Source organism: Pseudomonas sp. E6002, assembly GCF_013385565.1.
GTDB lineage: Bacteria > Pseudomonadota > Gammaproteobacteria > Pseudomonadales > Pseudomonadaceae > Aquipseudomonas.
Window position 1 is genome coordinate 15205 of sequence record NZ_JACAPT010000017.1, and the last position, 25772, is coordinate 40976.

A 25772-nucleotide genomic window follows, 5' to 3' on the forward strand; every position below is an offset into this window, starting at 1 on the left:
AATGTGGGAGCGGGCTTGCTCGCGAAGGCGTAAGCCCAAACAACAAAGACCTACAGCTTGCGCCACACACTCGCCAGCCACGGCTGTTGTTCCCGAGGCAATCCCGCTGGCCGGTAGTAATGCTCCAGCTCCACAAACCCCGCAGCCGTCAGCAATGCCTGCCACGCCTGCAAGTCGTGATACGAGCCATACCGTGGCCCATTCCAGCCCTCCTGGTTTTCACCCCGAGGGTTTGAGCTGAACAACACTCCACCGACCTTCAACGCCCCATGCAACTGCCCAAGAATGCGCGGCAGTTCCTGCTTGGGAATATGAAACAGCACCGCATTGGCGAAGATCCCGTCGAAACGGCCGGCCGGCAAATCCAGCTTCAGGAAGTCCTGTTGCAGCACTTCACAGCCGCTGTCTTCCCGGGCCATCTGTGCAAAGCGCTCCGAACCATCGAGCCCCACCGCGATGTGGCCCATGCGGGTAAACGTCTGCAAATCCCGCCCCGGCCCGCAGCCGAAATCCAGCACGGTAAACGGTGCGTCGCCCTGGATATGCCGCAGCAACGCATCAATGTTCTGGCTCACATCGTGATCGCGGGTGCCTTCACGAAAATCCTCGGCCACTTTGTTGTAGTGGCCAAGGGTGGTGGAGGTGATCTGGTCGAGGTCGTCGGGGGCGAGTTTCATGGCAGGTTATACCGGGCGCTGAGATGGCCCGACTATACCTCACCTCTTGTTCAGAACCCTGGCCAACCGATCGCCGCCCAACTGAATCACGGCTACCAGGATCACCAGCAGCACAATCACGGTGAGCATGATCTGCGTGTCAAAACGCTGATAGCCATAGCGATAGGCAATATCCCCCAGTCCACCGGCGCCAATTGCGCCGGCCATGGCCGAGGAGTTGATCATCGTCACCAGGGTAATCGTGAACCCGCCGACAATCCCCGGCAGCGCCTCCGGCAGCAGCACATGCCAGACGATATGCCAGCGCCGGCAACCCATGGCTTGCGCCGCTTCGATCAAGCCGTGATCGACTTCGCGCAAGCTGACTTCGGCGATCCGCGCGAAGAACGGCGTGGCCGCGATGGTCAACGGCACCACCGCCGCCCACACGCCATAGGTGGTGCCGACGATCAACCGGGTGAACGGAATCAGCGCCACCATCAAAATCAAAAACGGGATCGAGCGGAACAGGTTAACGAACGCCCCCAGCACCCGATTCAAGGCAGGCGCCTGATAGATGCCGCCCTTGTCGCTGGTCACCAGGAACACCGCCAGCGGAATCCCCACCAGCAATGCAATCAACGACGACACTCCGACCATCAACAGCGTATCGATGGCGCCCTGCAATAAACGATCAAACCACATAGCCCAGCACCTCCACCTGTTGTGCCCAGCGCCCGGCGCGGCTGCGCAGTTCTTCGGCGGTCAGGGACGAGCCGCTCACCGCCAGCAGCAATTGCCCCAAGGCGTGGCCCTGGATGCGTTCCACACCGCCTTGCAGCAAGCGCACGCGCCCGCCGAGGGCGCTGAACAACGCAGCAAGATCGGGTTCGTCTTCGGCACTGCCAGTCAGTTGCAAGCGCAGCACCACGGCGGCGTCCTTTGAGGTCGGATTGGCCTGCAGGCGGCTTTGCAACTCTTCAGGAAGGCCATGTTGCAGCGGCGCCAGCAGGGTTTTACTGACCTCATGCTGCGGGTTGCCGAACACTTCCCACACCGGACCTTGCTCGACCACATGGCCGTGTTCCAGCACCACCACGCGATCGCAGATTTCGCGAATCACGGCCATTTCGTGGGTGATCAGCACGATGGTCAGGCCCAGGCGTTTGTTGATCTCCCGCAGCAGGCCGAGGATGGATTGCGTGGTCTCAGGGTCGAGCGCTGAAGTGGCTTCGTCGCACAACAGAATCTGTGGGTCATGCACCAGTGAGCGGGCGATGCCCACCCGCTGTTTCTGCCCGCCGGACAGCTGGGCCGGGTAAGCCTTGTGCTTATCCTGCAAACCGACCAATTCCAGCAGTTCACGCACCTTCTTCTCGCGCTGCTCCTTGGGCACGCCTGCGACTTTCAACGGCAGTTCGACGTTCTGCCACACGGTCTTGGCCGACATCAGGTTGAAGTGCTGGAAGATCATGCCGATGCGTCGGCGCAGGGCGACCAGGCGGTCTTCGTCGAAGTCGCCGATGTCCACCTGGTCAATCAATACCCGGCCGCTGCTCGGTTGTTCCAGGCGGTTGATGGTGCGGATCAGCGACGACTTGCCGGCGCCGCTGCGGCCGATGATGCCGAAGACTTCGCCGCGCTGGATCGCCAGGTCGATGCCTTGCAGGGCGGGCACGGATTGGCCGTCATAGGTCTTGCTCAGGTTGATAAAGCGCACGTGCGCGCGATTCAGGTCCGGGTGCAGTTCTGTCTGCTCGGCGTCCCTGGGCGGCAGGCCCAGGTCGCGCAGTTGAGAGTGGGCGGCGGTCATTTTTTATCTTCCCAGCCCACTTGGTAGAGCTTGCCAAGGGATTTATCCAACGCGGCGCGCACCACCGGCGAGTGCTGGTAGATGTCGACGAACTTGATCACCCGCGGGTCGGTTTTGCTCTTGGGCTGGACCACGAACTGGATCACGTATTCCGGGTGGTCGAGGCCGTCGAACAGCAGCGCCGACTCGGCATCGAAGGTCTTGGACAGGCGGATATACGCCGGGTAGCCCTGCACCAGGTCGGCGTCGTCATAAGCGCGCACCAGTTGCACGGCTTCGACTTGCAGGATCTTGATCTTCTTCGGGTTGGTGACGATGTCTTCTTCAGTGGCCTTGTAGCCCACGCCCGGCTTGAGCGTGATCAAGCCGGCCTTGGCCAGCAGTTGCAGGCCGCGACCACTGTTGATCGGGTCGTTGGCAATCGCCACGCTGGCGCCCTGGGGCAGGTCGTTGATGCTCTTGTACTTCTTCGAATACAGCCCGACGTTGTTGATGATGCCCGGCGCGTACGGCACCAGGTCAAAGCCCGCAGCGGCCTTGGCGTTTTCCAAAAACGGGATGTGCTGGAAGTAGTTCACGTCGATATCGCCGGCTGCCAGGCTGACGTTGGGTGCGATCCAGTCGGTGAATTCCACCAGTTCGACTTTCAAACCCTGTTTGCCGGCCTCTTCGACGGCGGCCTCCAGGGGAATGGCGAAGGCGGCGGTGGTGCCGACTTTCAACGGTGCGTCAGCGGCGAATACCGCCGAGCTGAACAATCCGAGGGCGAGCGCCAGTGCTTTGACTGGGTGGCTGAGCAATGTTTTTTTCATAGTGGATTTCCAGTCATAAGGTGTGAGTGCAAACAACTCGGTCAACTGTGGGAGCGGGCTTGCTCGCGAAAGCGGTGTGTCAGTGAATGCATCCGGCGACTGATACAGCGCTTTCGCGAGCAAGCCCGCTCCCACATTTTGGTTCAGTGGCGGTAGGTGGAGCCGGTGTGTTGTTCAGGTAAGTGCGCCGAGTGGTGGAAGACTTTCTCCCGCAACGTCCCGGTCTCATACGCGGTCTTGTACGAGCCCCGGCGCTGCAGCTCCGGCACCACCAGTTCGATGAAGTCGACGTAGCTTTCCGGGGTGACGATGCGCGTCAGGTTGAAGCCATCCAGGCCGGTTTCGCTGATCCATGATTCAAGTTCATCCGCCACCTGTGCCGGCGAACCCACCAGGGTGATGTAGCGCCCGCCCAGGGCGTGCTGCTCAAGCAACTTGCGCCGGGTCCAGTCATTGTTCTGCAGGTTCTTGGTCGCGGACTGGATGGCGTTGCTCTTCACGTACTGGATCGGTTCGTCGATTTCGTACTGTGAAAAATCAATCGCCGTAGAGGCCGAGAAATGCGCCACGCCGGCTTCCGCACTGGCGTAGCTCAGGTACTCGGCGTGCTTGGCCCACGCAGCTTCTTCGGTGGCGCCGACAATCACGTTCAGGCCCATGAACACCTTGATATCGTCCGGGTTGCGCCCGGCTTCCACGGCGCTGGCGCGCACCTTGTCCACCTGGATCTTGGTCGAGGCCTTGTTCTGCCCGCTGATGAACACGCACTCGGCGTGACGCCCGGCAAACAGCAGTCCACGGTCGGAGCTGCCCGCCTGGAACAGCACCGGCGTGCGTTGCGGCGACGGCTCGCACAGGTGATAACCCTCCACCTGATAGAACTCGCCCTTGTGCTCGACCTTGTGCACCTTCTCCGGCTGGGCATACACCCGCGCCTGCGGATCGTTGATCACCGCGTCGTTTTCCCAGCTGCCTTCCCAGAGTTTGTAGAGCACCTCCAGGTATTCGTCGGCCTGGTCGTAGCGCCGGTCGTGCTCGACCTGCTCGGTCAGGCCCATAGCCTTGGCGGCGCTGTCGAGGTAGCCGGTGACGATGTTCCAGCCCACCCGGCCACGGCTCAGGTGGTCGAGGGTCGACATGCGCCGGGCGAACAGATACGGCGGTTCGTAGGTGAGGTTGGCGGTCAGGCCGAAGCCAAGGTTTTTGGTCACCGCCGCCATGGCCGAGACCAGCAGCAACGGGTCGTTGACCGGCAGCTGGATCGCCTCCTTGAGCGGCACGTCCACCGAGTTCTGGTAGACGTCATACACGCCGACGATGTCGGCGATGAACAGCCCGTCGAACAGTCCGCGTTCCAGCAACTGCGCCAGTTCGGTCCAGTACTCGATGGTTTTGTACTGGGTCGAGTTGTCCCGTGGATGGGTCCACAGGCCGTGGTTGATGTGCCCGATGCAGTTCATATTGAAGGCATTGAACAGGATTTTTTTCTTCGCCATCAGATAGTCCCCCGCAGTGGCGGGTTTTCATCGTTGAGGTAGTAATTGCCCACAGCAAAGTACTTCCAGCGCACCGGGTCGTGCAGGGTGTGCACCCGGGCGTTGCGCCAGTGGCGGTCCAGGCCGTGTTCGGCGAGGGTCGCCTGGCTGCCGGCGAGTTCGAACAGGGTGCTGCCGGCCGCCAGGGAAATCTCGGTGCTGAGGGCGCGCACTTCGGCGACCGCGATGGATGCGGCCGCGACGGTGTCGGCATTGCTGTCGGCCTGGGCGCGGTCGAGGAATTCGCCTGAGCGTTCCAGCAGGGCTTCGGTGGCGTGCAGGCGGATGCTCAAGTGGCCGAAGCTTTTCAGGGTCAGCGGATCTTCGGTGGCCTTGTCGCTGGTGGCATCGATCCACGGCCGGGTCTTGGTGCGCACGAAGTGCAGGGCATCTTCATAGGCTGCGCGGGCAATGCCGGTGTCGATGGCGGCGTGAAGGATCTGCGCCAGCGGGCCGACAGTGGTCGGGCGCTCGAAGGCACTCTGGAACGGGATCACGTCCTGGGCCGCGACCCACACGTTATCGAACACCACCGAACCGCTGCCAGTGGTGCGCTGGCCGAAGCCGCTCCAGTCGTCGATCACACTCAGGCCCTCGCTGTCACGGGTGACAAAGGCCAGTTGCTGCACACCGTTTTCGTCCACCACGGACGTGGGAATACGTTGGGCGTAGATCGCGCCGGTCGAGTAGAACTTGCGGCCGGTGATACGGAAACCGTCACCGTCGCGGGTGATCTTGGTGATGCGGTCGTGGGCGGTCTTGGTGCCCAGTTCTGCCAGGGCATTGCCGAAGCGCTGGCCGGCGAGCACTTCGGCGTACAGGCGTTTTTGCTGCGCCGGGCTGCCGTTCACCCGCAGCACTTCGAGGGCATAAAAATGGTTTTGCGGGATCTGCCCCAGGGACGCATCCGCCTGGGCAATCAGTGCCGTGACTTTGGCCAGGGTGACGTTGGAAACGCCGGCACCACCGAACTCCTTGGGTACGCTGATGCCCCACAGGCCGGAGCGGGAAAACACGTCCAGCTCAGGCAAGGGCAGGCGGCGTTCACGGTCACGCAAGGCGCTGTCGCGGCGGAAGTCTTCGGCCAGGTCGCTGGCGACAATGAGGGCTTGTTCATCGCTGGTAATAACCGCGACGTGATGAGAAAGGGTCATGCGTATTCTCCAGAGGTCTGGTCGGTTAAATCCAGGAATGTCGGGCAGGCAAAGTGCCGTTGAGGTGGTAAGCGCCCACCGCGTGGTACTTCCAGCGGACCGGGTCGTGCAGGGTGTGCACCCGGGCGTTGCGCCAGTGGCGGTCGAGGTTGAATTCGGCGAGGGTCGCGCGGCTGCCGGCCAGCTCGAACAGCTTTTCGCTGGCGAGCAGGGAAATCTCGGTGGTCAGCACCTTGGCTTCGGCCACGGCAATCGAGGCGCGTGCGGCGGACTGCGCGGTGATCGGCGCGGCGCTGACTTGGTCCAGTACCTGGCCGGCCTTGCGCAGCAGGGCTTCAGCGGCGTGCAGTTCGATCTTCAGCTTGCCGATATCGGCGATCACATACAGGTCATCGCTGGCCCGTTCGACCTTGGCGTCGATCCATGGCCGCGAGCGTTCGCGTACAAAGCTGATGGTGTCGTCGATCGCGCCACGGGCGATGCCGGCATCGATGGCCGCCTGGATCAATTGCGAGACTGCACCCTGGATGCCCGGTGTTTCGCCGAGTCGCCAGGTTTCCACCACCAGTTCGGCGTCCACCGCCACTTGATCCAGCAGCACTGTGCCGCTGGCGGTGGTGCGTTGGCCAAAGCCGGACCAGTCATCGACGATACGCAGGCCTTCGGTGCCACGGCGCACGAACGCCATGACGACTTTGCCGTCATCGTTCAAGGCCTTGACCGCCACCCAATGGGCGAACAGCGCGCCAGTGGAGTAGAACTTCTGGCCACTGACGACGTAGCCGTCACCTTCGGCGGTGATGCGTGACTTGAGGTCCAGGGTGTTTTTGGTACCGCGTTCCGGGCCGCCGTTGCCGATGCGCCAGCCGTCCAGCACGCTCTGGAACAGCTGCTTTTTCTGGCGCTCGCTGGCCGCACCTTGCAGCACGTGCAGGATGCCGAAATGGTTCTGCGGGATTTGCCCCAGCGCCGGGTCGGCCGCGCTGATGATCGCGAACACCTCGGCCAGGGTCACGAAGGACACCTGCGGGCCGCCGTACTCACGGAGAATGGAAATACTGCCCAGGCCGCTGCGGGTGAAGTGTTCGATTTCAGCCCAGGGCAGTTTGCGTTGCTGATCGCGCCTGGCCGCTTGCAGGCGCGCGGCCTGTGCCAGCTCGTGGGCGGCGCTCAGGGCCTCGGCGTCGTTGCGCAGCACTTTGGCGGGCAACAACAGCGGGGCAACGTCCAGATCACTCTGGGGGGGTGTTTGTGCCAAGTTAGACATCAGCGCCGCTCCTTGGCTGCACGCAATGCCCTGGCGTTACGCACCGGGGTAATTTTGACCATACCTACCTCACATCCGTTGAAAAGATAAAAAAATCAGGAATGTCCGGTGGTCCGGTGCATATACCCTAAGCGTGTTAAATTTTTTAATAAACTAACTTTTAGGAATATGCATAGAAGGTCTGTCACCCCGGTTCACAGGGCGAGCCGGGGCGACGGGGTTGGTAGGCCAGCGGGGCCCTGGCGGGGCTGGTCGGGGCCTGGGGAGCGAGCGCGGCGATGCGCAGGATGCGGGCTGGCGCCCAGCTTGAATTGTTGCCGACCCGGTCGAGAATGCAGTAGGTCACTTCGAGGCGATGGTCGTCCCCAGCCTCGACAATGATGGCCGACGGCACCCACACCTGCACCGCCTTGCCCACATCGCCAGCCTGGATGCTCGGCAGGTCCAGGCGCACGTCACCCCAGCGCAGGGTGATCTCGTCATCGGTCGCCATGTTCAGGTACGGCTCGATGGTCAGGGGCACGCCACGGCGGATCTGGCTGCTGTTGACGCCATGGCGACGGATGGTCTCGGGCAGGCTGACGGCGGCCAGGTTCTGGTTTTCATCAAGGCTCAGTGCCGAGGGCATGCCGCCGGGGTAGTCGGTCTTGACCCGCACCCGGGTGATGGCCGAGCGCGCCGGGCCGTGGCCGACCTGCATGACCCGGTAATGAATCCGTGCCGGGCCATTTTGCACAAAGCTCTCCGGCACTCGCAGGCTGGTGGGCATGCCGATCTTGCCGGCGGTGATGCGCCGGGAGGCGGCAAAGCAGTTGTTCCAGAACAACTCGATCAGGTCGCCCTCGTCCATGCCGCAGTAAGGCGCGATATCGACCTGCAGGTTTGTCGCAGCGAGGGCATTGATGCCTTCTCGATGGGCCTGGGGCAAGGTCGGGGCAGTGAGCAGCGCCTGGGTGGAAATACGCTTCATAAATAATCTCCTTGGTGCAGCCAGCAGCAATCGTTCCGGACATCAGGCGCGGGCAGGCGACGTAGTCCGAAAGAAACGATTTAATAAAAAACCAGAATGGATCCAATCCTCTGGGCGTTAGATAAGAGGCTTGGTTAGTTGGCGTCAAGAGGCTGGGCGGGGCAAACAGGGGGTTATGGAATATTCAGAAGGGTCTTACTGGGAGGGCGCTGCAAGTGCGTGCTTCAGGGTGACTTTTACCCAATGAATAAAGGGTGTTTCCCCAAAAACACTAAAGAGGCGAGTTGCCTTTCGGCAACTCTATAAAGCGAAGCTTCTTACAATGAATCGGCGCAAGTTAGTTGTTGATGAACTTGCTGAGAAACTGCCGGGTACGTTCTTCTTTCGGGTTGGCAAACAGCGCCTTGGCTTCGCCTTGTTCAACAATGACGCCCTTGTCGAAGAAGATCACCCGGTTGGCCACATCCCGGGCGAAACTCATTTCGTGGGTCACGATGACCATGGTGCGGTTTTCTTCCGCGAGGCTGCGAATGGTCGCCAGCACTTCGCCTACCAGCTCCGGGTCCAGGGCTGAAGTCGGCTCATCGAACAGGATCACCTCCGGCTCCATCGCCAGGGCCCGGGCAATGGCAACCCGTTGCTGCTGCCCACCGGAGAGGCGGCGTGGGTAGGCGTCTTCCTTGCCTGCCAGGCCGACCCGGGCCAATAGCTTGCGGCCCAGGGCATCTGCGGCGGTCCGGGGCATCTTCTTGACCACGATCGGGCCTTCGATGACGTTCTCCAGGGCCGTGCGGTGCGGGAACAGGTTGAAGTTCTGGAACACAAAGCCCACGTGCTGGCGCAGGCGCCGCACCAGGCTTTGCTGTTGGTTGAGCGGGCGGCTGCTGTCGATCTCGATGTCACCGACCTTGATTCGGCCACTGGTGGGTTCTTCGAGGAAATTCAGGCAGCGCAGCAAGGTGGTCTTGCCGGAACCGCTGGGGCCGATGATGGCGACGACTTCGCCTTCCTTGACCTCAAGGTCGATCCCGTTAAGCACCACCTGACCCTTGAATTGTTTGGTCAGTTTTTCAACCACGATCATGCTTCAAGACTCCAGGTCATGCCGGTTGACTCGTGCTTCCAGGCGGTTTTGCACGTGCGCCAGGACGCTGGCAAGAATCCAGTAGATCAAGGCGGCGGACAGATACATGGTGAAAATTTCGAAGGTACGGGCCGAGACCAATTGCGCCTGGCGGAACAGCTCCGGCACCTGGATGGTGGCGGCCAGGGCAGTGTCCTTGACCAGGGAAATAAAGCTGTTGCCCAGCGGCGGCAAGGCCGTGCGCATGGCCTGCGGCAGGATGGCCCGGCGCAGGGTCTGCGCACGGGTCATGCCGATACTGGCCGCAGCTTCCCACTGGCCGCGCTCGATGGAACCGATGGCGGCACGCAGGATTTCACAGGCGTAAGCAGCCATGTTCAGCGAAAAGCCGATCATGGCCGCCGGGATCGGATCCAGCTCGATGCCCACTTGCGGCAAGCCGTAGTAGATCAGGAACAGCTGTACCAGCAAGGGCGTGCCGCGAAAGAACGACACGTAGACGCGGGCGGTCCAGCTCAACAGCTTGAAGCGCGAGAGGCGCATCAAGGCCAGGCCGAAGCCCAGCAGCAAGCCGAAAAACATCCCGCCGAGGCTAAGGATGACCGTGAAGTACGCGCCCTTGAGCAGAAAGGGCGCGGAGTCCAGCGCGAGTTGGAAACCTGCTTCCATTATTGAGTAACGTCAGCGTTGAAGTACTTCTCGGACAGCTTCTTCAAGGTACCGTCGGCGCGCAGTTCGTCCAGAGCCTTGTTCACCGCGGCCAGCAGTTCAGGCTCGCCTTTGCGCAGGGCAATACCGGCTTCCTGACGGGAGAACGCAGCACCTGCGGCGGCTGTATCCTTGGCTTTCTTGGCGTATTCCAGCGCGGCGAGGCGGTCGATCAGGATGGCGTCGACACGGCCGATGCGCAGGTCCTGGAACTTGGTTGGGTCATCGTTGTAGGTTTTGACGATGGCTTTCGGTTGGTTTTCCTTGAGCCATTGTTCGTAGTTGGTGCCCAGGCCCACACCGATTTTCTTGCCGGCCAGGTCGTCGGCGGTCTTGATGGTGTCGACGTTCTTCGCCAGGGTCAGCGCCTGGATCCCGGAAACGGTGTAAGGCTTGGAGAAGTCATACTTTTCCTTGCGCGCATCGGAGATGGTCACCTGGTTGACGACCGCGTCCAGGCGCTTGGATTCCAGGGCGGCGAGGATGCCATCCCACGGCGTGGCTTGCAGCTTGACCTTGACGCCCAGCTTCTTGGCCAGCGCTTCAGACAACTCGACCTCGAAACCGCTGAGCTTGCCGCTTTCGTCGACGAAGCTGAACGGCGGGTAGGTGCCTTCCAGGCCAATCTTGATTTCGCCGGCTTTCTTGATGTTGTCCAACTGCTCGCCGGCAACTGCCTGACCGAGCCACCCGGCGCCAAGCGCCAGCCCCAATGTGCCAACCAGTAACGTGCGACGGAATACGGAAATAGTCATGAAGAGCCCCTGTGTTTTTTATGTTGAGCGATGCAGGTGACGCGGTAGTCGTATCCTGCCTTAAAAGCGCGGTGTGTGGGAGCCGGGCTTGCCCGCGATTGCATCAACTCGGTGTTTTGGATCTGCCCAGTCATGCGTATCGCCATCAAGCTCGCCTACGGCGCGACTATAAAGCCGGTTTTTAAGACTTGAAAATAATATAAAATCAGATTGATATTTCTTTATGGAATATTAAAAGCTCGAATCATAAGCAAACAACGCCGGTGCGCCACCCGTGTGCAGGAAGATGATCGGCCCCTCTTCAAAGCGCTGGCGTCCAATGCCATCCAGCAACCCGGCCATGGCCTTGCCCGTGTAGACCGGGTCCAGCAGCAGGCCTTCCTGGCTGGCTACCAGCTTGATCGCCGCCAGCGTGCCGGCACTCGGCTCGCCATAACGGGGGGCGAAGTACTCGTCCCACAGGATCACCTTGAACGCGTCCGGCAGCGGCACGCCGAGCAATTCGGCCGTACGTTCGGCCAGGCCCTGCACCTTGGGGCGCTGGGCTTCGTCGGTACGGGACACCGTGATGCCAATCACTTGCAGGTCGGGCAGCACTTCGGCCAGCGCCAGGGCCAGGCCGCTGTGGGTGCCGGCGCTGCCGGAGGCCAGGACCACGGTGGAGAACGGGATGCCGCTGTCTTCAATCTGCCCGGCCAGCTCCAGCCCGGCGCGCACGTAACCCAGGGCGCCGAGGGCGTTGGAGCCGCCGATGGGCACCAGGTACGGCTTCTTGCCGTTGCTGCGCAGGCGGTCGGCGAGGGCGTTGAGCTGGTCGTCGACGTTGTCCAGGTTCTCCACCAACTCGACCTTGGCGTCGAACAGCTCCAGCAACAGGCGGTTGCCGTTGGCCAGGTAGTTGGGGTCTTCGGTGCCCGTCGGGTTTTCCAGCAGGGCAACGCAGCCCAGGCCCAGCTTGGCGGCCAGCGCAGCGGTCTGGCGTACATGGTTGGACTGGATCGCGCCGGCGGTCACCAGGGTATCGGCACCCTGGGCCAGCGCATCGGCGGCAAGGTATTCAAGTTTGCGCAGCTTGTTGCCGCCCATCGCCAGCGGCGTGGTGTCGTCGCGTTTGACGTAGACGTCACGCCCCAGCCAGGCCGACAGCCGCTCGAGTTTTTCCAGGGCAGTGGCGCCGCCCAGCAGTTCCAGACGGTTAAAGCGGTCGAGCTGTTGTTTGATCATGGCTACGCACGGGTGGTCAGAGATGCTGGGACTATAGGCAGGCACTTTTGCGTCGGCAACCGCCAATCGCTTATGTCGACGGGTTATTAGCATTGCACTATTGGTTCTTAAGGACGCTCAGGTGCCTTGCCGTAAAGTGGTGGGCATTTCGTCAGGAGTGAAGACCGTGAGTGAGCGTTCCAGTCATTGGCAATTACAGACCATCGTCAGCCAGCTGCGCAGCGCCCGGGACCAGTGGCGCACCCGCAATGGCCGGGTCAGCGGCGAGCAGGGTGGTCGCGAGCTGCCTTCACGGGAAGCCGTGGCGCAGATTCTCGAGGCGTTGTGTGGTGCGCTGTTCCCCATGCGTCTGGGGCCGGTGGACCTGCGTGAAGAAAGTGAAGACTTCTACGTCGGCCACACCCTGGATGTGGCGCTGAACGCGTTGCTCGCCCAGGCGCGGCTGGAGCTGCGGTATGCAGCACGCCAAGGCGGCCAGGATGACAGTGAAGTCGACGCCCATGCCATCCACCTGATCCAGGATTTCGCCCTGGCGTTGCCAGGCTTGCGCAGCCTGTTGGACACCGACGTGCTCGCCGCCTACCACGGAGACCCGGCGGCGCGCAGCGTGGACGAAGTGCTGTTGTGCTACCCGGGGATTTTGGCGGTGATTCACCATCGCCTGGCGCACCACTTGTATCGGGCGGGGTTGCCGTTGCTGGCGCGCATCAGCGCGGAAATCGCGCACTCGGCGACCGGGATTGATATCCACCCGGGCGCGCAGATCGGCCCGAGCTTCTTTATCGACCACGGGACGGGTGTGGTGATTGGCGAGACGGCGATCATCGGCGAGCGGGTACGGATCTACCAGGCCGTGACATTGGGCGCCAAGCGTTTCCCGGCGGATGAGGATGGGCAATTGCAGAAAGGCCATCCGCGGCATCCGATTGTCGAGGATGACGTGGTGATCTACGCCGGGGCGACGATCCTGGGGCGGATTACCATCGGCAAGGGCTCGACCATTGGCGGCAATGTGTGGCTGACGCGCAGTGTGCCGGCGGGGGCGAACCTGACCCAGGCGAATCTGCAGCATGATGATGGGACGCAGAAATAGAGCAGCACCCTCTCTAACGATCACACAGATCCAATGTGGGAGCGGGCTTGCTCGCGAATGCGGTGTATCAGTCGCCAGAAGTGTTGGCTGACACGCCGCATTCGCGAGCAAGCCCGCTCCCACATTTTGTCTGCATTCCAAATTTGAGCCGCACTACCCAAATTCGAGCCGTATTTCACTCAGCAATCGCTGAACGTTTCGTCATCCCCATACGTCATACCTTTCCTTGAGCTAGTGTAGGAAACACCTACCACTCGGCCCTGCGATTAGTCCTCAAACCCCTATCCATGTTTAACTTGACTGTTCGTTCAAGTTAAATCGGTGGTTCGCTGCCCGCTCACAACAGGAGGCTTACCTTTGCTGAGTCCGTTTTTTACAGCCACATCCCATACCCTTGAGGTGCGCCCTACATGAGTGCATCGTCCACACCTTCCAGCGGTCTGGTCCGCATGAATCCGCCGGTGTTTTACTTCGCAGCGAGCTTCATCCTGCTGTTCGGCCTGACCGTCATCGCGATTCCCGAACAAGCCGGCGCCTGGCTGCTGGCCGCACAAAACTGGGCGGCCAACACGGTCGGCTGGTACTACATGCTGGCGATGACCCTGTATCTGGTCTTCGTGGTGGTCACCGCGTTATCGGGCTACGGCAAGATCAAACTCGGTGCCGACCACGACGAGCCCGAATTCAGTTACCTGTCCTGGGCCGGCATGCTGTTCGCCGCCGGGATCAGCATCACGCTGTTTTTCTTCTGCGTGTCCGAACCCCTGACTCACCTGGTGCAACCGCCCCAGGGCGAGGCCCTGAACGGTGACGCGGCGCGCCAGGCCATGCAGATCCTGTTTCTGCACTGGGGCCTGCATGGCTGGGGCGTGTTCGCCTTCGTCGGCATGGCCCTGGCGTACTTCGCCTACCGGCATAACCTGCCGCTGGCGTTGCGCTCGGCGCTGTACCCGCTGATCGGCAAGCGCATCAACGGCCCCATCGGTTATGCGGTGGACGGCTTCGGCATCATCGCCACGGTGTTCGGCCTCGGCGCCGACATGGGCTTTGGCGTGTTGCACCTCAACTCCGGGCTCGATTACCTGTTCGGCGTGGCCCACACCCAGTGGATCCAGGTCGGCCTCATCACCTTGATGATGGGCGCGGCGATCCTGGTGGCGGTCTCCGGTGTCGATAAAGGCGTGCGGGTGATGTCCGACATCAACATGCTGCTGGCCTGCGCGCTGCTGCTGTTCGTGTTGTTCGCCGGCCCTACCCAACACTTGCTCAACACCCTGATCCAGAACATCGGCGACTACCTCGGCGCCTTGCCGACCAAGAGTTTCGACCTCTACGCCTACGACAAACCGAGCGACTGGCTGGGCGGCTGGACCGTGTTTTATTGGGCCTGGTGGATCGCATGGTCGCCGTTCGTAGGCCTGTTTATCGCGCGCATTTCCCGCGGTCGTACCATCCGTGAATTCGTGTTCGGCGTGCTGTTGATCCCGCTGGGCTTCACCCTGGCGTGGATGTCGATCTTCGGCAACAGCGCCATCGACCAGGTGCTCAACCACGGCCTCACGGCGCTGGGACAGTCGGCCATTGATGACCCGTCGATGAGCCTCTACCTGCTGCTGGAAACCTACCCGTGGAGCAAGACCGTTATCGCGGTCACGGTGTTTATCAGCTTCGTGTTCTTCGTCACCTCGGCCGACTCCGGCACGGTGGTGCTCTCGACCTTGTCGGCCAAAGGCGGCAACGCCGATGAAGACGGGCCGAAGTGGCTGCGGGTGTTCTGGGGCGCGATGACCGCGTTGGTGACCAGCGCGCTGCTGTTTGCCGGCAGCATCGACTCGCTCAAGTCGGCCGTGGTCCTGACCTCGCTACCGTTCTCGATGATCCTGCTGCTGATGATGTGGGGGCTGCACAAGGCGTTCTACCTTGAGTCGCAGAAGCAGATTGCGCAGATGCATTCCCTCGCGCCGGTATCGGGCTCACGCAAGGGCACGGGCGGTTGGCGCCAGCGCCTGAGCCAGGCGGTGCATTTCCCGTCACGGGATGAGGTGTACCGTTTCCTCGAGACCACGGTGCGCCCGGCCATCGAAGAAGTGACGGCGGTGTTTGTCGAAAAAGGCCTCAACGTGGTCACCCAGCCTGACCCGGCCAATGACAGCGTCAGCCTGGAGATCGGCCACGGCGAGCAGCACCCGTTTGTGTATCAGGTGCAGATGCGCGGCTATTTCACCCCGTCATTCGCACGGGGCGGCATGGGTTCCAAGCAGCTCAACAACCGCCGCTACTACCGGGCGGAAGTGCACTTGAGCGAGGGCAGTCAGGACTACGATCTGGTGGGCTACACCAAGGAGCAGATCATCAACGACATCCTCGACCAGTACGAACGGCACATGCAGTTCCTGCACCTGGTTCGTTAAGGCTCAGGTCCTGATAAACAGGGCCAGTGCCACCAACGGCGCACCGAATACCCCGCTGCCGATCACCAGCTCCGAGACCAGGGGCTGGCCGGCAGTGACCACGCCTACCGCGCCGTTCACCACCGACACCACCAGCCAGATCCCGACAAAGCTGTAGGCCAGAATGTGCCGGCTGACGCCCAGCTTTTGGCCGATGAACAGCATCAGCGCGAGGAGGATCAGGCCGGCGGTGATGACGCGGGCGGTGTGCATATCTTAAGTCTCCTGATACCCGCTGATTTTCCATGAACACCAAACCTGTGGCGAGGGAGCTTGCTCCCGCTGGGCTGCGCAGCGGCCCCAAAAAAGATGGGAGCGCTGCGCACTCCAGCGGGAGCAAGCTCCCTCGCCACAATAGTAGTTTGCCGTTGAACGAGCGTTTGCCGGCCTTCAGACCAAACCACCATTGGCCCGCAGGATTTGCCCGTTCACCCAACCACCGGCCGGGCTCACCAGGAACGCCACCACGCTGGCGATATCTTCCGGTTGGCCCAGGCGTTCCAGGGGTGCCATCTTGGCCAGGCCCTGGATCTGCTCTTCGCTTTTGCCATGCAGGAACAGTTCGGTCGCCACCGGCCCCGGGGCAACGGCGTTGACGGTGATGCGCCGGCCGCGCATTTCCTTGGCGAACACCTGGGTCAGGGATTCCACCGCCGCCTTGCTGGCGATGTACACCGCATAACCGGGGAAGTTGAGGCCGACGGTGCTGCTGGAGAAATTGACGATGCGCCCGCCGTCGTTCAGGCGGGTGGCGGCTTCACGCAGGGCGTTGAAGGTGCCGCGGGTATGGATGTCGAAGTTCTGGTTGTAGAGCTCATCGCTGTGTTGGGCCAGCGGCAGCACCTTGAGGATCCCGGCGTTGTTGATCAGCACATCAACCTTGCCCAGCTGGGCTTCGGTCTCGTCGAACAGGCGCTTGACGTCGGCGGCGCTGGCCACGTCGCCCTGGATCGCTATGGCTTGGTGGCCGGCCTGGCGCAACTCCACTACCAGCCTTGACGCTTCGGTGGCGCTGTTGGCGTAGTTGATGGCGACGGCATAACCGTCGGCAGCCAGTTGTCTGGCAACCACGGCGCCGATGCCGCGTGAGGCGCCGGTAACGATAGCAACTTGGGTAGTCATGATCTGGTTTCCTTGGGGCAGTGGTTGGGTGTGGAGGCAGATTCACATGTTTACCCAGGCCGATAAATGCGCCAGAGTTGCCTTGACTGTTCAAGAATCGCCAACAATGGAGACGCGCCGTGGACCAGGTCAAAGCGATGAAAGTGTTCGTGAGGATTTACGAACGCAGCAGCTTCACGCTGGCGGCCGATGACCTGAACCTGCCGCGCGCCACCCTGACCCACACCCTCAACCAGTTCGAGGCCTGGCTCGGCACGCGCCTGCTGGAACGCAGCACCCGCCGCGTCCGCCCCACGCTGGATGGCGAGGCCTATTACCTGCGCTGTGTGCAACTGCTGGCGGAGCTGGAAGAGGCGGAACTGGCCTTCCGTTCGGTGGCCCCCAAGGGCCGCCTGCGGGTGGATTTGCACGGCACCCTGGCCAAGTACTTCGTGATCCCGGCGCTGCCGCAATTCATGGCGCGCTACCCGGAAATCGAGCTGTCCATCAGCGAGGCGGACCGCTTCGTCGACCTGATCGCCGAAGGCGTGGATTGTGTGCTGCGGGCGGGCACCCTGGGGGATTCGGCATTGATCGGTCGCCGGGTTGCGACGCTGCGCCAGGTGACCTGCGCGAGCCCGGCCTACCTGCGCAAATACGGCGAGCCGAAGCGCCTCGCCGACCTGGGCGAGCACCGTGCGGTGAACTATGTTTCACGCACCACCGCGAAGCTGTTCCCCTTCGAATTCATGGTCGACGGCCAGGTGCAGGAAGTGACGATCGAGGGGGCGCTGTCGGTGTTCGGCGCAGAGATTTATGCCGCCAGCGCAGTCGCCGGACTGGGCATTATCCAGTGCCCGCACTACCGCATCGCCGAGCTGATCAACCAGGGCGTTATGCAGGAAATCCTCATTGATACACCACCGCCGCCCATGCCGGTTTCGGTGCTCTACCCGCAAAACCGACACATGTCGCCGAGGGTGCGAGTGTTCGTCGATTGGCTCGCCGAAATCTTCGCCACTGCCCGCTAACCCGCGTCTTTACTGGGTTTCTTAAATTTAATTTCATCCGGGTAAAGGGTGTTTTGACTCCGAACTGTCACATGGCCATCGCCTAATTGTGTGAAGCGTTTGACGCTTTCATTTCAGAACAGTGACGGAGACCGGTACCAATGAAGACGTTATTAAGCCCCATGGTGGGTGCCGCCATGGCGAGCTTTATGCTGTCCGCCCACGCCGATTTTATCGATGACAGCCACGCCGACGTGACCCTGCTCAACCGCTACCTCAACCAGCAGGGGCGGGATGTGGTGAACAGCAATAACAAGGCCCACAGCATCCGTGATTGGGGCCAGGGTTTTGAGTTCAACTTCAAGTCCGGCTACACCGACGGGCCGGTGGGCTTTGGCCTGGACCTGCAGGCGTTCTACGGTTTGAAACTGGACTCCGGCGGCGACCTCAATGACAAGGATCACCAGGGCCGCTACCCCGGCAGCATGTTCCCGCTGGATAACGGCAAGTCGGCCGACCAGTTCGGCGTGCTCAGCCCGACCTTCAAGATGCGCTTCGCCCAGGATGAATTGCGCGTCGGTACGCTGTACGGCAACAACCCGGTGCTGGCCAACACCGACGGCCGCCTGTACCAGCAGACCAACACCGGCGTGCAGCTGGTTTCCAAGGACTTGACCGACTTCACCTTTACCGCCGGTGACATCCTCAAGACCAAGATCCGCAACGAAACCGGCGACCAGGGCATGATCACCGCCGGCGGCACCAAAGAGAGCGATCGCTTCCTCTACGGCGGCGCGGACTACAAAGGTTTGCCGGACACCACCGTCAGCCTGTGGTACTCCAACCTTGAGGATTACTACCAGCAGTTCTTCCTCGGTGCCAAGCGTCATGACGCCTTGCCTGTCGGCGCGATCGACACCGACGTGCGCCTGTACCGCAGCCTGGGTGTGGGTGAAAACGCCGCGGGCGACAAAGACTATTCGGCTGCGGGTCTCTACGGCGATGGCACCTCCAAGGGCCGCATCAACCAGTCCACCGTCAGCCTGTTGGAAAGCTACAGCCTGGACGGCCATACCGTCGGCCTGGGCATCCAGAAAAACAGCGGCGACAGCGACTTCCCGTACCTGGATTCCGGCCTGAACAGCGGTGCCAGCAACCAGGGCCCGGGATCGGGCGCCGACACCCCGGCACTCACCAACATGCAACTGAACAAGTTCCAGCATGCCGGCGAGCGCACCTGGCTGGCGCAGTACAAATATGACTTCGGCAAACTCGGCCTTAACGGCCTGACCTTCGCCACGTCCTACGCACACGGTGATGACATCCGCACCACCCAAGGCACTACGAGCGAATGGGAACGTAACGTCACCGTGGCTTACCAGGTGCCCACCGGCACCCTCAAAGGCCTGGGCGTGACCTGGCGAAATGCCCACGCCAGCCCGGATATCACCGGTGCCACGGTGCAAGATGAAAACCGCTTCTATGTAAGCTACGTCGTTCCACTCTGGTAGGACTTTGCTGTAAAAGGGATAGGCAGACTTAAGCGATTCAGCTGCTTAAAAGGCCCGGGAATATGCTTATTCCCGGGCCTTATTTGCCCCAAGTCCAAGAGAGGATTCGATGACTTACATTGCTGCCGAAAACCGCTATGAATCTATTCCTTACCGCCGCGTAGGTCGCAGCGGACTGGTGCTGCCGGCACTGTCCCTGGGGCTGTGGCACAACTTTGGCGACAGCACCCCGATCGACACCCAGCGCGCCTTGCTGCGCACCGCGTTCGACCTGGGTATCAACCACTTCGACCTGGCCAACAACTACGGCCCTCCATACGGCAGCGCCGAGATCAACTTCGGTCGTTTGCTGCGGGAAGACTTCAAGCATTACCGCGACGAACTGATCATCTCCAGCAAGGCGGGCTGGGACATGTGGCCGGGCCCTTATGGCCAGGGCGGCGGTTCGCGCAAGTACGTGCTGGCGAGCCTCGACCAGAGCCTGCAACGCCTGGGCGTCGACTATGTGGACATCTTCTACTCCCACCGTTTTGATGCCGACACCCCGCTGGAAGAAGCCGCCAGCGCACTGGCCACCGCCGTGCAACAGGGCAAGGCGTTGTACATCGGGATCTCGTCCTACTCCGGCGTGAAAACCCGGGAAATTGCGGCGCTGCTCCAGGAGTGGAAAGTCCCGCTGCTGATCCACCAGCCGGCCTACAACCTGCTCAACCGCTGGGTGGAAAAAGACCTGCTGGACGTCACCGAAGAACTCGGTGCCGGGGTGATCGCGTTCACGCCATTGGCCCAGGGCCTGCTGACCGACAAATACCTCAACGGCGTACCGGCGGATGCGCGGGTCAATCGTCCGGGGGGTGGTTCGTTGCAGGCCAAGCACTTGTCCGAGGCCAACATCGCCCACGCCCGCGCGCTGAATGAAATTGCCAAGCGCCGTGGCCAAAGCCTGGCGCAGATGGCGTTGGCGTGGACGTTGCGTGATCCACGGGTCACCAGCGCCCTGATCGGCGCGAGCCGGCCGGAGCAGATCATTGAAAACGTCGGTGCGTTGCAGAACCTGAGCTTCAGCGCGCAGGAACTGGCGGAGATTGATCGGTTTGCCCAGGAAGGCGGGATTAACTTGTGGGAGAAGCCGTCTACGGCTGAATAAGCGGTAGAGCCCGATTCCTGCATCAACCTCTACCCAATGTGGGAGCGGGCTTGCTCGCGAAAGCGGAGTGTCAGTCACTGGATATGTCGACTGATTCACCGCTTTCGCGAGCAAGCCCGCTCCCACATTTGATTTGTGGTGTGCCTGCTAGAACGGCACATCTCCAAGAATCGTCGCCCGATGCATCACCCGCCGCTGCGGCCGGTAATCATCCACCGCGTAATGCTGGGTCACGCGGTTATCCCAGAACGCCACGTCATTTTCCTGCCAACGCCAGCGAATGGTGAATTCCGGCCGTGTTGCATGTGCAAACAGCAGCTTCAACACCACGTCGCTTTCCGCCGGCTCCAGTTCGTTGATCTTGCTGGTGAACCCCTCGCTGACGAACAGCGATTTACGCCCGCTCACCGGGTGGGTACGAATCACCGGATGAGACAGCGGCGGGTTCTTGCGCCGGGCTTCTTCCCAGCGCGCCAAATCTTCCGGCGTGTTGCCATAACGTTCCAGCGGGAAGGAGCGGGTGAAGTCATGGGTTGCCGTCAAACCGTCCAACAGTTTCTTGAACGGCTCGGACAGCGCCTCATACGCGGCAATCCCGCTGGCCCACAACGTATCGCCACCAAACTCCGGCAGCAGCTTGGCGCTGAGTACCGCACCGAGGGCCGGGGTGGGCAGGAAGGTCACATCGGTGTGCCAGATGGCGTTGTCGCGCACGTCGGTCACGGCGGTGTCGAGGATCAGCACTTCTGGCTGCTCCGGCACGTTGGGGTAGATCGGGTGAATGTGCAGGTCGCCGAAATTCGCCGCGAACCGCGCCTGTTGCTGCGGGTTGATCGGCTGGTTGCGGAAGAACAGCACCGAATGCTTGAGCAGCGCCTGTTCGATGGCGTCGCGGTCTTCAATGTTCAGCGGTTGGGTGATGTCGACGCCACTGATCTGGGCGCCAAGGGCGGTGCTGAGAGGTGTTACGGTCAGGCTGCTCATGGGATTCTCGTCGAAAATTTCTCAGTGTGCCTGGCCATGCCACGGCACCAATTTGCGCTGCAGGGCACGCAAGCCCATTTCCATGGCGAAGGCGATCAGCGCGATCACCAGAATCCCCAGCACCACCACGTCGGTGACCAGGAATTGCGCGGCGGACTGCACCATGAAGCCCAGGCCGCTGGTGGCCGCGATCAATTCTGCGGCTACCAGGGTCGACCAACCCACGCCCAGGCCAATCCGCACGCCGGTGAGGATGTCGGGCAGGGCGCTCGGCAGGATCACATGGCGAATCAGTTGTGCCCGGGTAGCGCCCAACGACTGCGCGGCGCGCAGTTTGGCCGGGTCGACGGTACGTACGCCGGTGGCGGTCGCGATGGCGATCGGCGCAAAAATCGCCAGGTAGATCAGCAGTACTTTGGACAGCTCGCCGATGCCGCACCAAATCACGATCAGCGGCAGGTAGGCCAGTGGTGGAATCGGCCGGTAGAACTCGATCAGCGGGTCGAGAATGCCCCGGGCGATGCGGTTGGAACCGATGGCAATCCCCACCGGCACAGCGGTCAGCACGGCAAAGCCGAGGCCCAGGCCGATGCGCTTGAGGCTCGCGCCCAGGTGCTGCCACAGGGTGGAATCCATGTAGCCGGTGGTCGCCAGCAGCCAGCCTTTTTGCAGCACGGCCGAAGGCGGTGGCAGGAACAGCGGCTCGATCAGCCCGCTGGCGGTCACGGCCCACCAGATGGCAACCAGGGTCACCAGGGTCAGCACGCTGATCCAGCGGGTGCTCAGGCTGCGGCGTACGGGCACGACGGGTTTGCTCGCCGGCTTGGTGGCCGTGGCCGGTAATTCGTAACTGCTCATGCGGACACCTGCCTTTGCGAGAACACCTTGCCCAGCACGTGTTCGCGGGTTTCGATAAAGCGCGGGTCGGACTTGATCGCGCGTGCCGACTCACCGGCGGCGTAGCGCTGGCCGAAGTCCAGGCTCAGGCGCTCGACGATCTGGCCGGGGTTGGGCGCCAGCAGAATCAAATCCGTGGCGAGGAACACCGCTTCTTCGATGTCGTGGGTAATCAGGAATACCGGTTTGGCCGTGCGCCGCCAGACTTGCAGCAACAGCTCCTGCATCTGTTCGCGGGTGAAGGCATCAAGGGCGCCGAAGGGTTCGTCCATCAGCAGTACGCGGGGGTCGGCAGCCAATGCACGGGCCAGTCCGACACGTTGCTTCTGGCCACCGGAGAGTTGCCAGATACGGCGGCTGTCGAAACCGGCGAGGTCCACCAGGGCGAGCATTTCCCGGGCGCGGATTTCCCGCTGGTCCTTGGGCACGCCTGCCAACTCCAGGCCGAAGCCGACGTTGGCCAGCACGTCCTGCCAGGGCAGCAGGGCGTCGTCCTGGAACACCACGCCGCGTTCGGCGCTCGGTCCTTTTACCGGCACACCGTCAAGGGTGATGCGCCCGGCGCTGGGTTCGACAAAGCCGGCAATCAGGTTCAACAGCGAAGTCTTGCCACTGCCGGAAGGGCCGAGGGCCACCAGCAATTGCTGGGGCCCAAGGCTCAGGGAAATATCTGCCAGTACTGGCTCCGGGCTGCCTGGGTACTGTGCGCTGATGCGCTCCAGTTGTAGCAAGGCCATCGCGGTTAACTCCTGGTATCAGTTAGTGATGAACTTCGGGCTGACGTACGGGGCGTAGTCCGGCAGTACGGCGTCGACCTTGCCTTGTTCCTTGAGGAACGCGGCGGTATCGGTGACAGCCTTGGTGGTCGGTGCGCCGAGCAGGGTGACCTGGTCAGCCGCCAGCGGGTAGACGTTGCCTTGCAGCAGCAGCGGAATGTCGCTGGCCTTGGCCCCGGAGAGCTTCACCAGTTTGTCGACGTTGCCTTTGTCAGCCAGCCAGGCTTGTGGGTCTTTGCGGTAAGCGGCGTAGGCATCCAGGGTGACCTTGGCAAAAGCCGTGACGATTTCCGGGTGCTTCTCGGCGAAATCCTTACGCACGATCCAGGCATCGAAGGTCGGCGCGCCGAACTTGGCCAGTTCGCCGGACGTGATCAGTACCTTGCCGTTTTCCTTGGCTACGCCAAGCGCTGGGTCCCACACGTAGGTGGCGTCGATATCACCACGTTTCCAGGCGGCGATGATGGCCGGCGGGGCGAGGTTGAGGATGGTCACTTTGGACGGGTCGATGTTCCAGTGCTTCAACGCGGCCAGCAGGCTGTAGTGGCCGGTGGAAACGAACGGCACGGCGACTTTCTTGCCGATCAGGTCCTGCGGGCTGTTGATCCCGGAACCGTTGCGGGCCACCAGGGCCTCGGCCCCGCCGATCTGGGTGGCGATCAGGAAGGTTTCCACCGGAACCTTGCGGGTCACGGCAGCGGTCAGCGGGCTGGAACCGAGGTAGCCGATCTGCACGTCACCGGAAGCGATGGCGGCGATGATGTCGGCACCGTTGTCGAATTTGCGCCAGTCGATCTTGGCGTTGGTGGCTTTTTCGTAAGCGCCGTCGGCTTGGGCGACTTTCGCCGGGTCAACGGTGGTCTGGTAAGCGATGGTCACGTCCGCGGCCTGGGCAAACAGGCTGGCACCGGCCAGGGACAACGCCGCCAAGAGGCGAAGGGGGAAGTGCAGTTTCAAGGGGGAAGTCCTCATCAGGCGGCCGGAGGTCGGCGTGTGAGAAGACTAAATGATCTAAGAATCCGAAAATAAATAACATTTTCGAATTAGCTTATGAGGAGAAACTCGCGCGCCAGGCTAGAAGGCGCATAGGTCAAATGTGGGAGCGGGCTTGCTCGCGAAAGCGGTGAATCAGTCACCGAATACATCGACTGATACAACGCTTTCGCGAGCAAGCCCGCTCCCACAGGGGTCTGTGTCAGCCTTTTAGTTGCTGATAGCGAGGATGCTCGCCTGGTACGACCCGACAAACACGTCAAAATCACCCACTTCGTTCTGCTCAAGCTCCGCCTGCTGCGCCAGCGAACTGCGCGCCAGCTCCTCAAAACGTGCCTGTTCCTCTGCCTTCAACGGCTCGCTGCGGAAGTACTCCGCATGCACCTGGCTCTGATGCAGCGAGAACTGCGCAAAGCTCTCTTTACGCTCGCTCATCGCCGCCAGCACCTGGGCCGACGGGGTCAGGGACGAATCCTTGACCTTCGCCAGCTGCGCGTCCAGCGCCTGGCTGTGTTCATTGATGCCCTGGCTCTGGTCCAGCATCGCCGCCAGCGGAGCAATCTGCTCCAGCAGCTCTGCCGCCCATTCCTTCATGTCCACCGATTCGCCACGGCGCTGCAATTGCAGGCCCGGACGGCGGCCTTCCTTGACCACGCTGAGGAAGTTGGAGGTGGCGTTGCCGCACTCATTGTCGGCGAACAGCGGGCTGTCATTCAGCGCGCAATACAGCAGGAACGCATCGAGGAAGCGCGACTCTTGCAAGTCGATGCCCATCGGCAGGAACGGGTTGATGTCCAGGCAACGCACTTCGATGTACTGGATGCCACGGGCCATCAGCGCCTGGATCGGCCGCTCGCCGGTGTAGGTCACGCGCTTGGGCCGGATGTTGGAGTAGTACTCGTTTTCGATCTGCAGGATGTTGGTGTTGAGCTGAACCCACTCACCGTCCTTATGGGTACCGACTTCGACGTACGGTGCGTAGGGTGTTGCCACAGCTTCGCGCAGGCTGTCGGTGTAGCTCGCCAGGTCGTTGTAGCACGGCGTCAGGCCGGCCTGGGCGTTGCTCTGGTAACCCAGGTCGCTCATGCGCAGGCTGGTAGCGTACGGCAGGTACAGGGTGTCGGCGTCCAGCACTTCGAGCTGGTGCGAACGACCGCGCAGGAAACCCGCGTCCAGGGCCGGCGAGGCGCCGAACAGGTACATCAGCAGCCAGCTGTAGCGGCGGAAGTTACGGATCAGCGCGATATAGGCCGTGGACTGGTAATCCCGGTCGGTCCCCACAAAGCCTTCGGCTTCCTTGAGCAACGGCCAGAGGTCTTCCGGCAGGGAAAAGTTGTAGTGGATCCCGGCGATGCACTGCATGGTCTTGCCGTACCGCAGGGCCAGGCCCTTGCGATACACGTACTTGAGCTGTCCGATGTTGGAGGTGCCGTAGTAGGCAATCGGAATATCTTCCTCGGCCGGCAACGGGCACGGCATCGATGGACTCCACAGGTACTCGCTGCCGAGCTTGCTGTAGGCAAAACGGTGGATCTTGTCGAGGCTGCTCAGGGTATCGGCCGGGTTGGGCAACGCCGGCGTGATGAACTCAAGCAGCGACTCGGAATAGTCGGTGGTGATCTGTTCGTGGGTCAGTGCAGCGCCCAGGGCCTCGGGATGCGGCGTTTGTGCCAGTCGGCCTTCACCGGTGACGCGCAGGCATTCGCGCTCGATGCCGTGCAGGCATTGCTCGAGCAAAGAGAGGTGTTCGTGCTTGCCGAGCAGGGCCAGGCGGCGGTTGAGAAGTTCGCTCAAGTTGGATTCCTTCACGCGTCAGTCGCCCCAATATGGGG

Annotated in this window: 24 protein-coding genes; 5 read left to right on the plus strand and 19 right to left on the minus strand. The window is 61.8% G+C overall.

The genetic code is table 11. The features are described 5' to 3' along the window. Positions 1-50 precede the first annotated feature (50 nt). The 12 genes from HX815_RS14545 to HX815_RS14600 form a co-directional block, all read right to left on the minus strand. Entirely contained in the window at positions 51-677 is a 627-nt protein-coding gene (locus tag HX815_RS14545; RefSeq protein ID WP_177028467.1) for a bifunctional 2-polyprenyl-6-hydroxyphenol methylase/3-demethylubiquinol 3-O-methyltransferase UbiG, read from the minus strand. A 39-nt stretch (positions 678-716) separates the two neighbouring features. Next, on the minus strand, positions 717-1361 hold the full coding sequence (locus HX815_RS14550; RefSeq protein WP_003211840.1) for a methionine ABC transporter permease: 645 nt from the start codon (positions 1359-1361) through the stop codon (positions 717-719). Then, entirely contained in the window at positions 1351-2469 is a 1119-nt protein-coding gene (locus tag HX815_RS14555; protein ID WP_177028468.1) for a methionine ABC transporter ATP-binding protein, read from the minus strand. The genes HX815_RS14550 and HX815_RS14555 overlap by 11 nt, the downstream gene beginning before the upstream one ends. After that, positions 2466-3281, minus strand: a complete 816-nt coding sequence (locus HX815_RS14560) for a MetQ/NlpA family ABC transporter substrate-binding protein (protein ID WP_003211844.1) — start codon at positions 3279-3281, stop codon at positions 2466-2468. Before HX815_RS14560 ends, HX815_RS14555 begins: the two co-directional genes overlap by 4 nt. Before the next feature lie 143 nt (positions 3282-3424). Next, complete coding sequence (locus HX815_RS14565) at positions 3425-4777, minus strand: LLM class flavin-dependent oxidoreductase (protein WP_177028469.1); 1353 nt, start codon at positions 4775-4777, stop codon at positions 3425-3427. Continuing rightward, on the minus strand, positions 4777-5970 hold the full coding sequence (locus HX815_RS14570; protein WP_008435819.1) for an SfnB family sulfur acquisition oxidoreductase: 1194 nt from the start codon (positions 5968-5970) through the stop codon (positions 4777-4779). Before HX815_RS14570 ends, HX815_RS14565 begins: the two co-directional genes overlap by 1 nt. Positions 5971-5995: 25 nt before the next feature. After that, positions 5996-7237, minus strand: coding sequence for an SfnB family sulfur acquisition oxidoreductase (locus HX815_RS14575; protein ID WP_177028470.1), 1242 nt, complete (start codon positions 7235-7237; stop codon positions 5996-5998). Positions 7238-7421: 184 nt separating this feature from the next. Further along, on the minus strand, positions 7422-8207 hold the full coding sequence (locus tag HX815_RS14580) for a hypothetical protein (protein ID WP_177028471.1): 786 nt from the start codon (positions 8205-8207) through the stop codon (positions 7422-7424). Positions 8208-8544: 337 nt separating this feature from the next. Further along, positions 8545-9291, minus strand: a complete 747-nt coding sequence (tcyN, locus tag HX815_RS14585; RefSeq protein ID WP_003211855.1) for an L-cystine ABC transporter ATP-binding protein TcyN — start codon at positions 9289-9291, stop codon at positions 8545-8547. Positions 9292-9294: 3 nt separating this feature from the next. Further along, a complete protein-coding gene (gene tcyL / locus HX815_RS14590) occupies positions 9295-9960 on the minus strand; it encodes a cystine ABC transporter permease (RefSeq protein WP_003211857.1) in 666 nt (221 codons plus the stop codon). Beyond that, positions 9960-10754 (minus strand): cystine ABC transporter substrate-binding protein, encoded by a 795-nt coding sequence (tcyJ, locus tag HX815_RS14595; protein WP_003211859.1) that lies wholly within the window; start codon positions 10752-10754, stop codon positions 9960-9962. Before tcyJ ends, tcyL begins: the two co-directional genes overlap by 1 nt. A gap of 231 nt (positions 10755-10985) precedes the next feature. Next, positions 10986-11978: a D-cysteine desulfhydrase gene (locus tag HX815_RS14600; RefSeq protein ID WP_003211860.1), complete on the minus strand. Its 993-nt coding sequence runs from the start codon at positions 11976-11978 to the stop codon at positions 10986-10988. Between the two features lie 166 nt (positions 11979-12144). On the opposite strand from HX815_RS14600, the gene epsC reads away from it, so the two are divergent. Beyond that, a complete protein-coding gene (epsC, locus tag HX815_RS14605) occupies positions 12145-13071 on the plus strand; it encodes a serine O-acetyltransferase EpsC (RefSeq protein ID WP_003211862.1) in 927 nt (308 codons plus the stop codon). 449 nt (positions 13072-13520) lie between these two features. After that, the gene (gene betT / locus HX815_RS14610) at positions 13521-15482 is read left to right on the plus strand and encodes a choline transporter BetT (protein ID WP_003211865.1); all 1962 of its coding nucleotides are present in this window, start codon (positions 13521-13523) and stop codon (positions 15480-15482) included. A gap of 3 nt (positions 15483-15485) precedes the next feature. On the opposite strand, the gene HX815_RS14615 is transcribed toward betT, so the two are convergent. Continuing rightward, a complete protein-coding gene (locus tag HX815_RS14615; protein ID WP_177028472.1) occupies positions 15486-15734 on the minus strand; it encodes a hypothetical protein in 249 nt (82 codons plus the stop codon). A gap of 177 nt (positions 15735-15911) precedes the next feature. Continuing rightward, positions 15912-16643 carry an SDR family oxidoreductase gene (locus HX815_RS14620; protein ID WP_134325543.1) on the minus strand — a complete coding sequence of 244 codons (732 nt, stop codon included), beginning with the start codon at positions 16641-16643 and terminating at the stop codon, positions 15912-15914. A gap of 119 nt (positions 16644-16762) precedes the next feature. Between HX815_RS14620 and HX815_RS14625 the strand changes: the two genes are divergently transcribed. The 3 genes from HX815_RS14625 to mgrA all read left to right on the plus strand — a co-directional run bounded on the left by HX815_RS14625 (position 16763) and on the right by mgrA (position 20290). Further along, the gene (locus HX815_RS14625) at positions 16763-17653 is read left to right on the plus strand and encodes a LysR family transcriptional regulator (protein ID WP_008435806.1); all 891 of its coding nucleotides are present in this window, start codon (positions 16763-16765) and stop codon (positions 17651-17653) included. Positions 17654-17814: 161 nt separating this feature from the next. After that, entirely contained in the window at positions 17815-19143 is a 1329-nt protein-coding gene (locus HX815_RS14630; RefSeq protein WP_080673292.1) for an OprD family outer membrane porin, read from the plus strand. 109 nt (positions 19144-19252) lie between these two features. Continuing rightward, positions 19253-20290, plus strand: coding sequence for an L-glyceraldehyde 3-phosphate reductase (mgrA, locus tag HX815_RS14635; protein ID WP_177028473.1), 1038 nt, complete (start codon positions 19253-19255; stop codon positions 20288-20290). A gap of 147 nt (positions 20291-20437) precedes the next feature. Here the strand turns inward: mgrA and tauD are convergent, their stop codons facing one another. The 5 genes from tauD to gshA form a co-directional block, all read right to left on the minus strand. After that, positions 20438-21274 carry a taurine dioxygenase gene (gene tauD / locus HX815_RS14640; RefSeq protein ID WP_003213162.1) on the minus strand — a complete coding sequence of 279 codons (837 nt, stop codon included), beginning with the start codon at positions 21272-21274 and terminating at the stop codon, positions 20438-20440. A gap of 21 nt (positions 21275-21295) precedes the next feature. Continuing rightward, the gene (gene tauC / locus HX815_RS14645) at positions 21296-22132 is read right to left on the minus strand and encodes a taurine ABC transporter permease TauC (protein WP_003213163.1); all 837 of its coding nucleotides are present in this window, start codon (positions 22130-22132) and stop codon (positions 21296-21298) included. Beyond that, on the minus strand, positions 22129-22908 hold the full coding sequence (gene tauB / locus HX815_RS14650) for a taurine ABC transporter ATP-binding subunit (RefSeq protein WP_023659332.1): 780 nt from the start codon (positions 22906-22908) through the stop codon (positions 22129-22131). Before tauB ends, tauC begins: the two co-directional genes overlap by 4 nt. 18 nt (positions 22909-22926) lie before the next feature. After that, a complete protein-coding gene (tauA, locus tag HX815_RS14655; RefSeq protein ID WP_003213167.1) occupies positions 22927-23904 on the minus strand; it encodes a taurine ABC transporter substrate-binding protein in 978 nt (325 codons plus the stop codon). Between the two features lie 246 nt (positions 23905-24150). After that, positions 24151-25734, minus strand: a complete 1584-nt coding sequence (gene gshA, locus HX815_RS14660) for a glutamate--cysteine ligase (RefSeq protein ID WP_008435798.1) — start codon at positions 25732-25734, stop codon at positions 24151-24153. Positions 25735-25772: the final 38 nt, after the last annotated feature.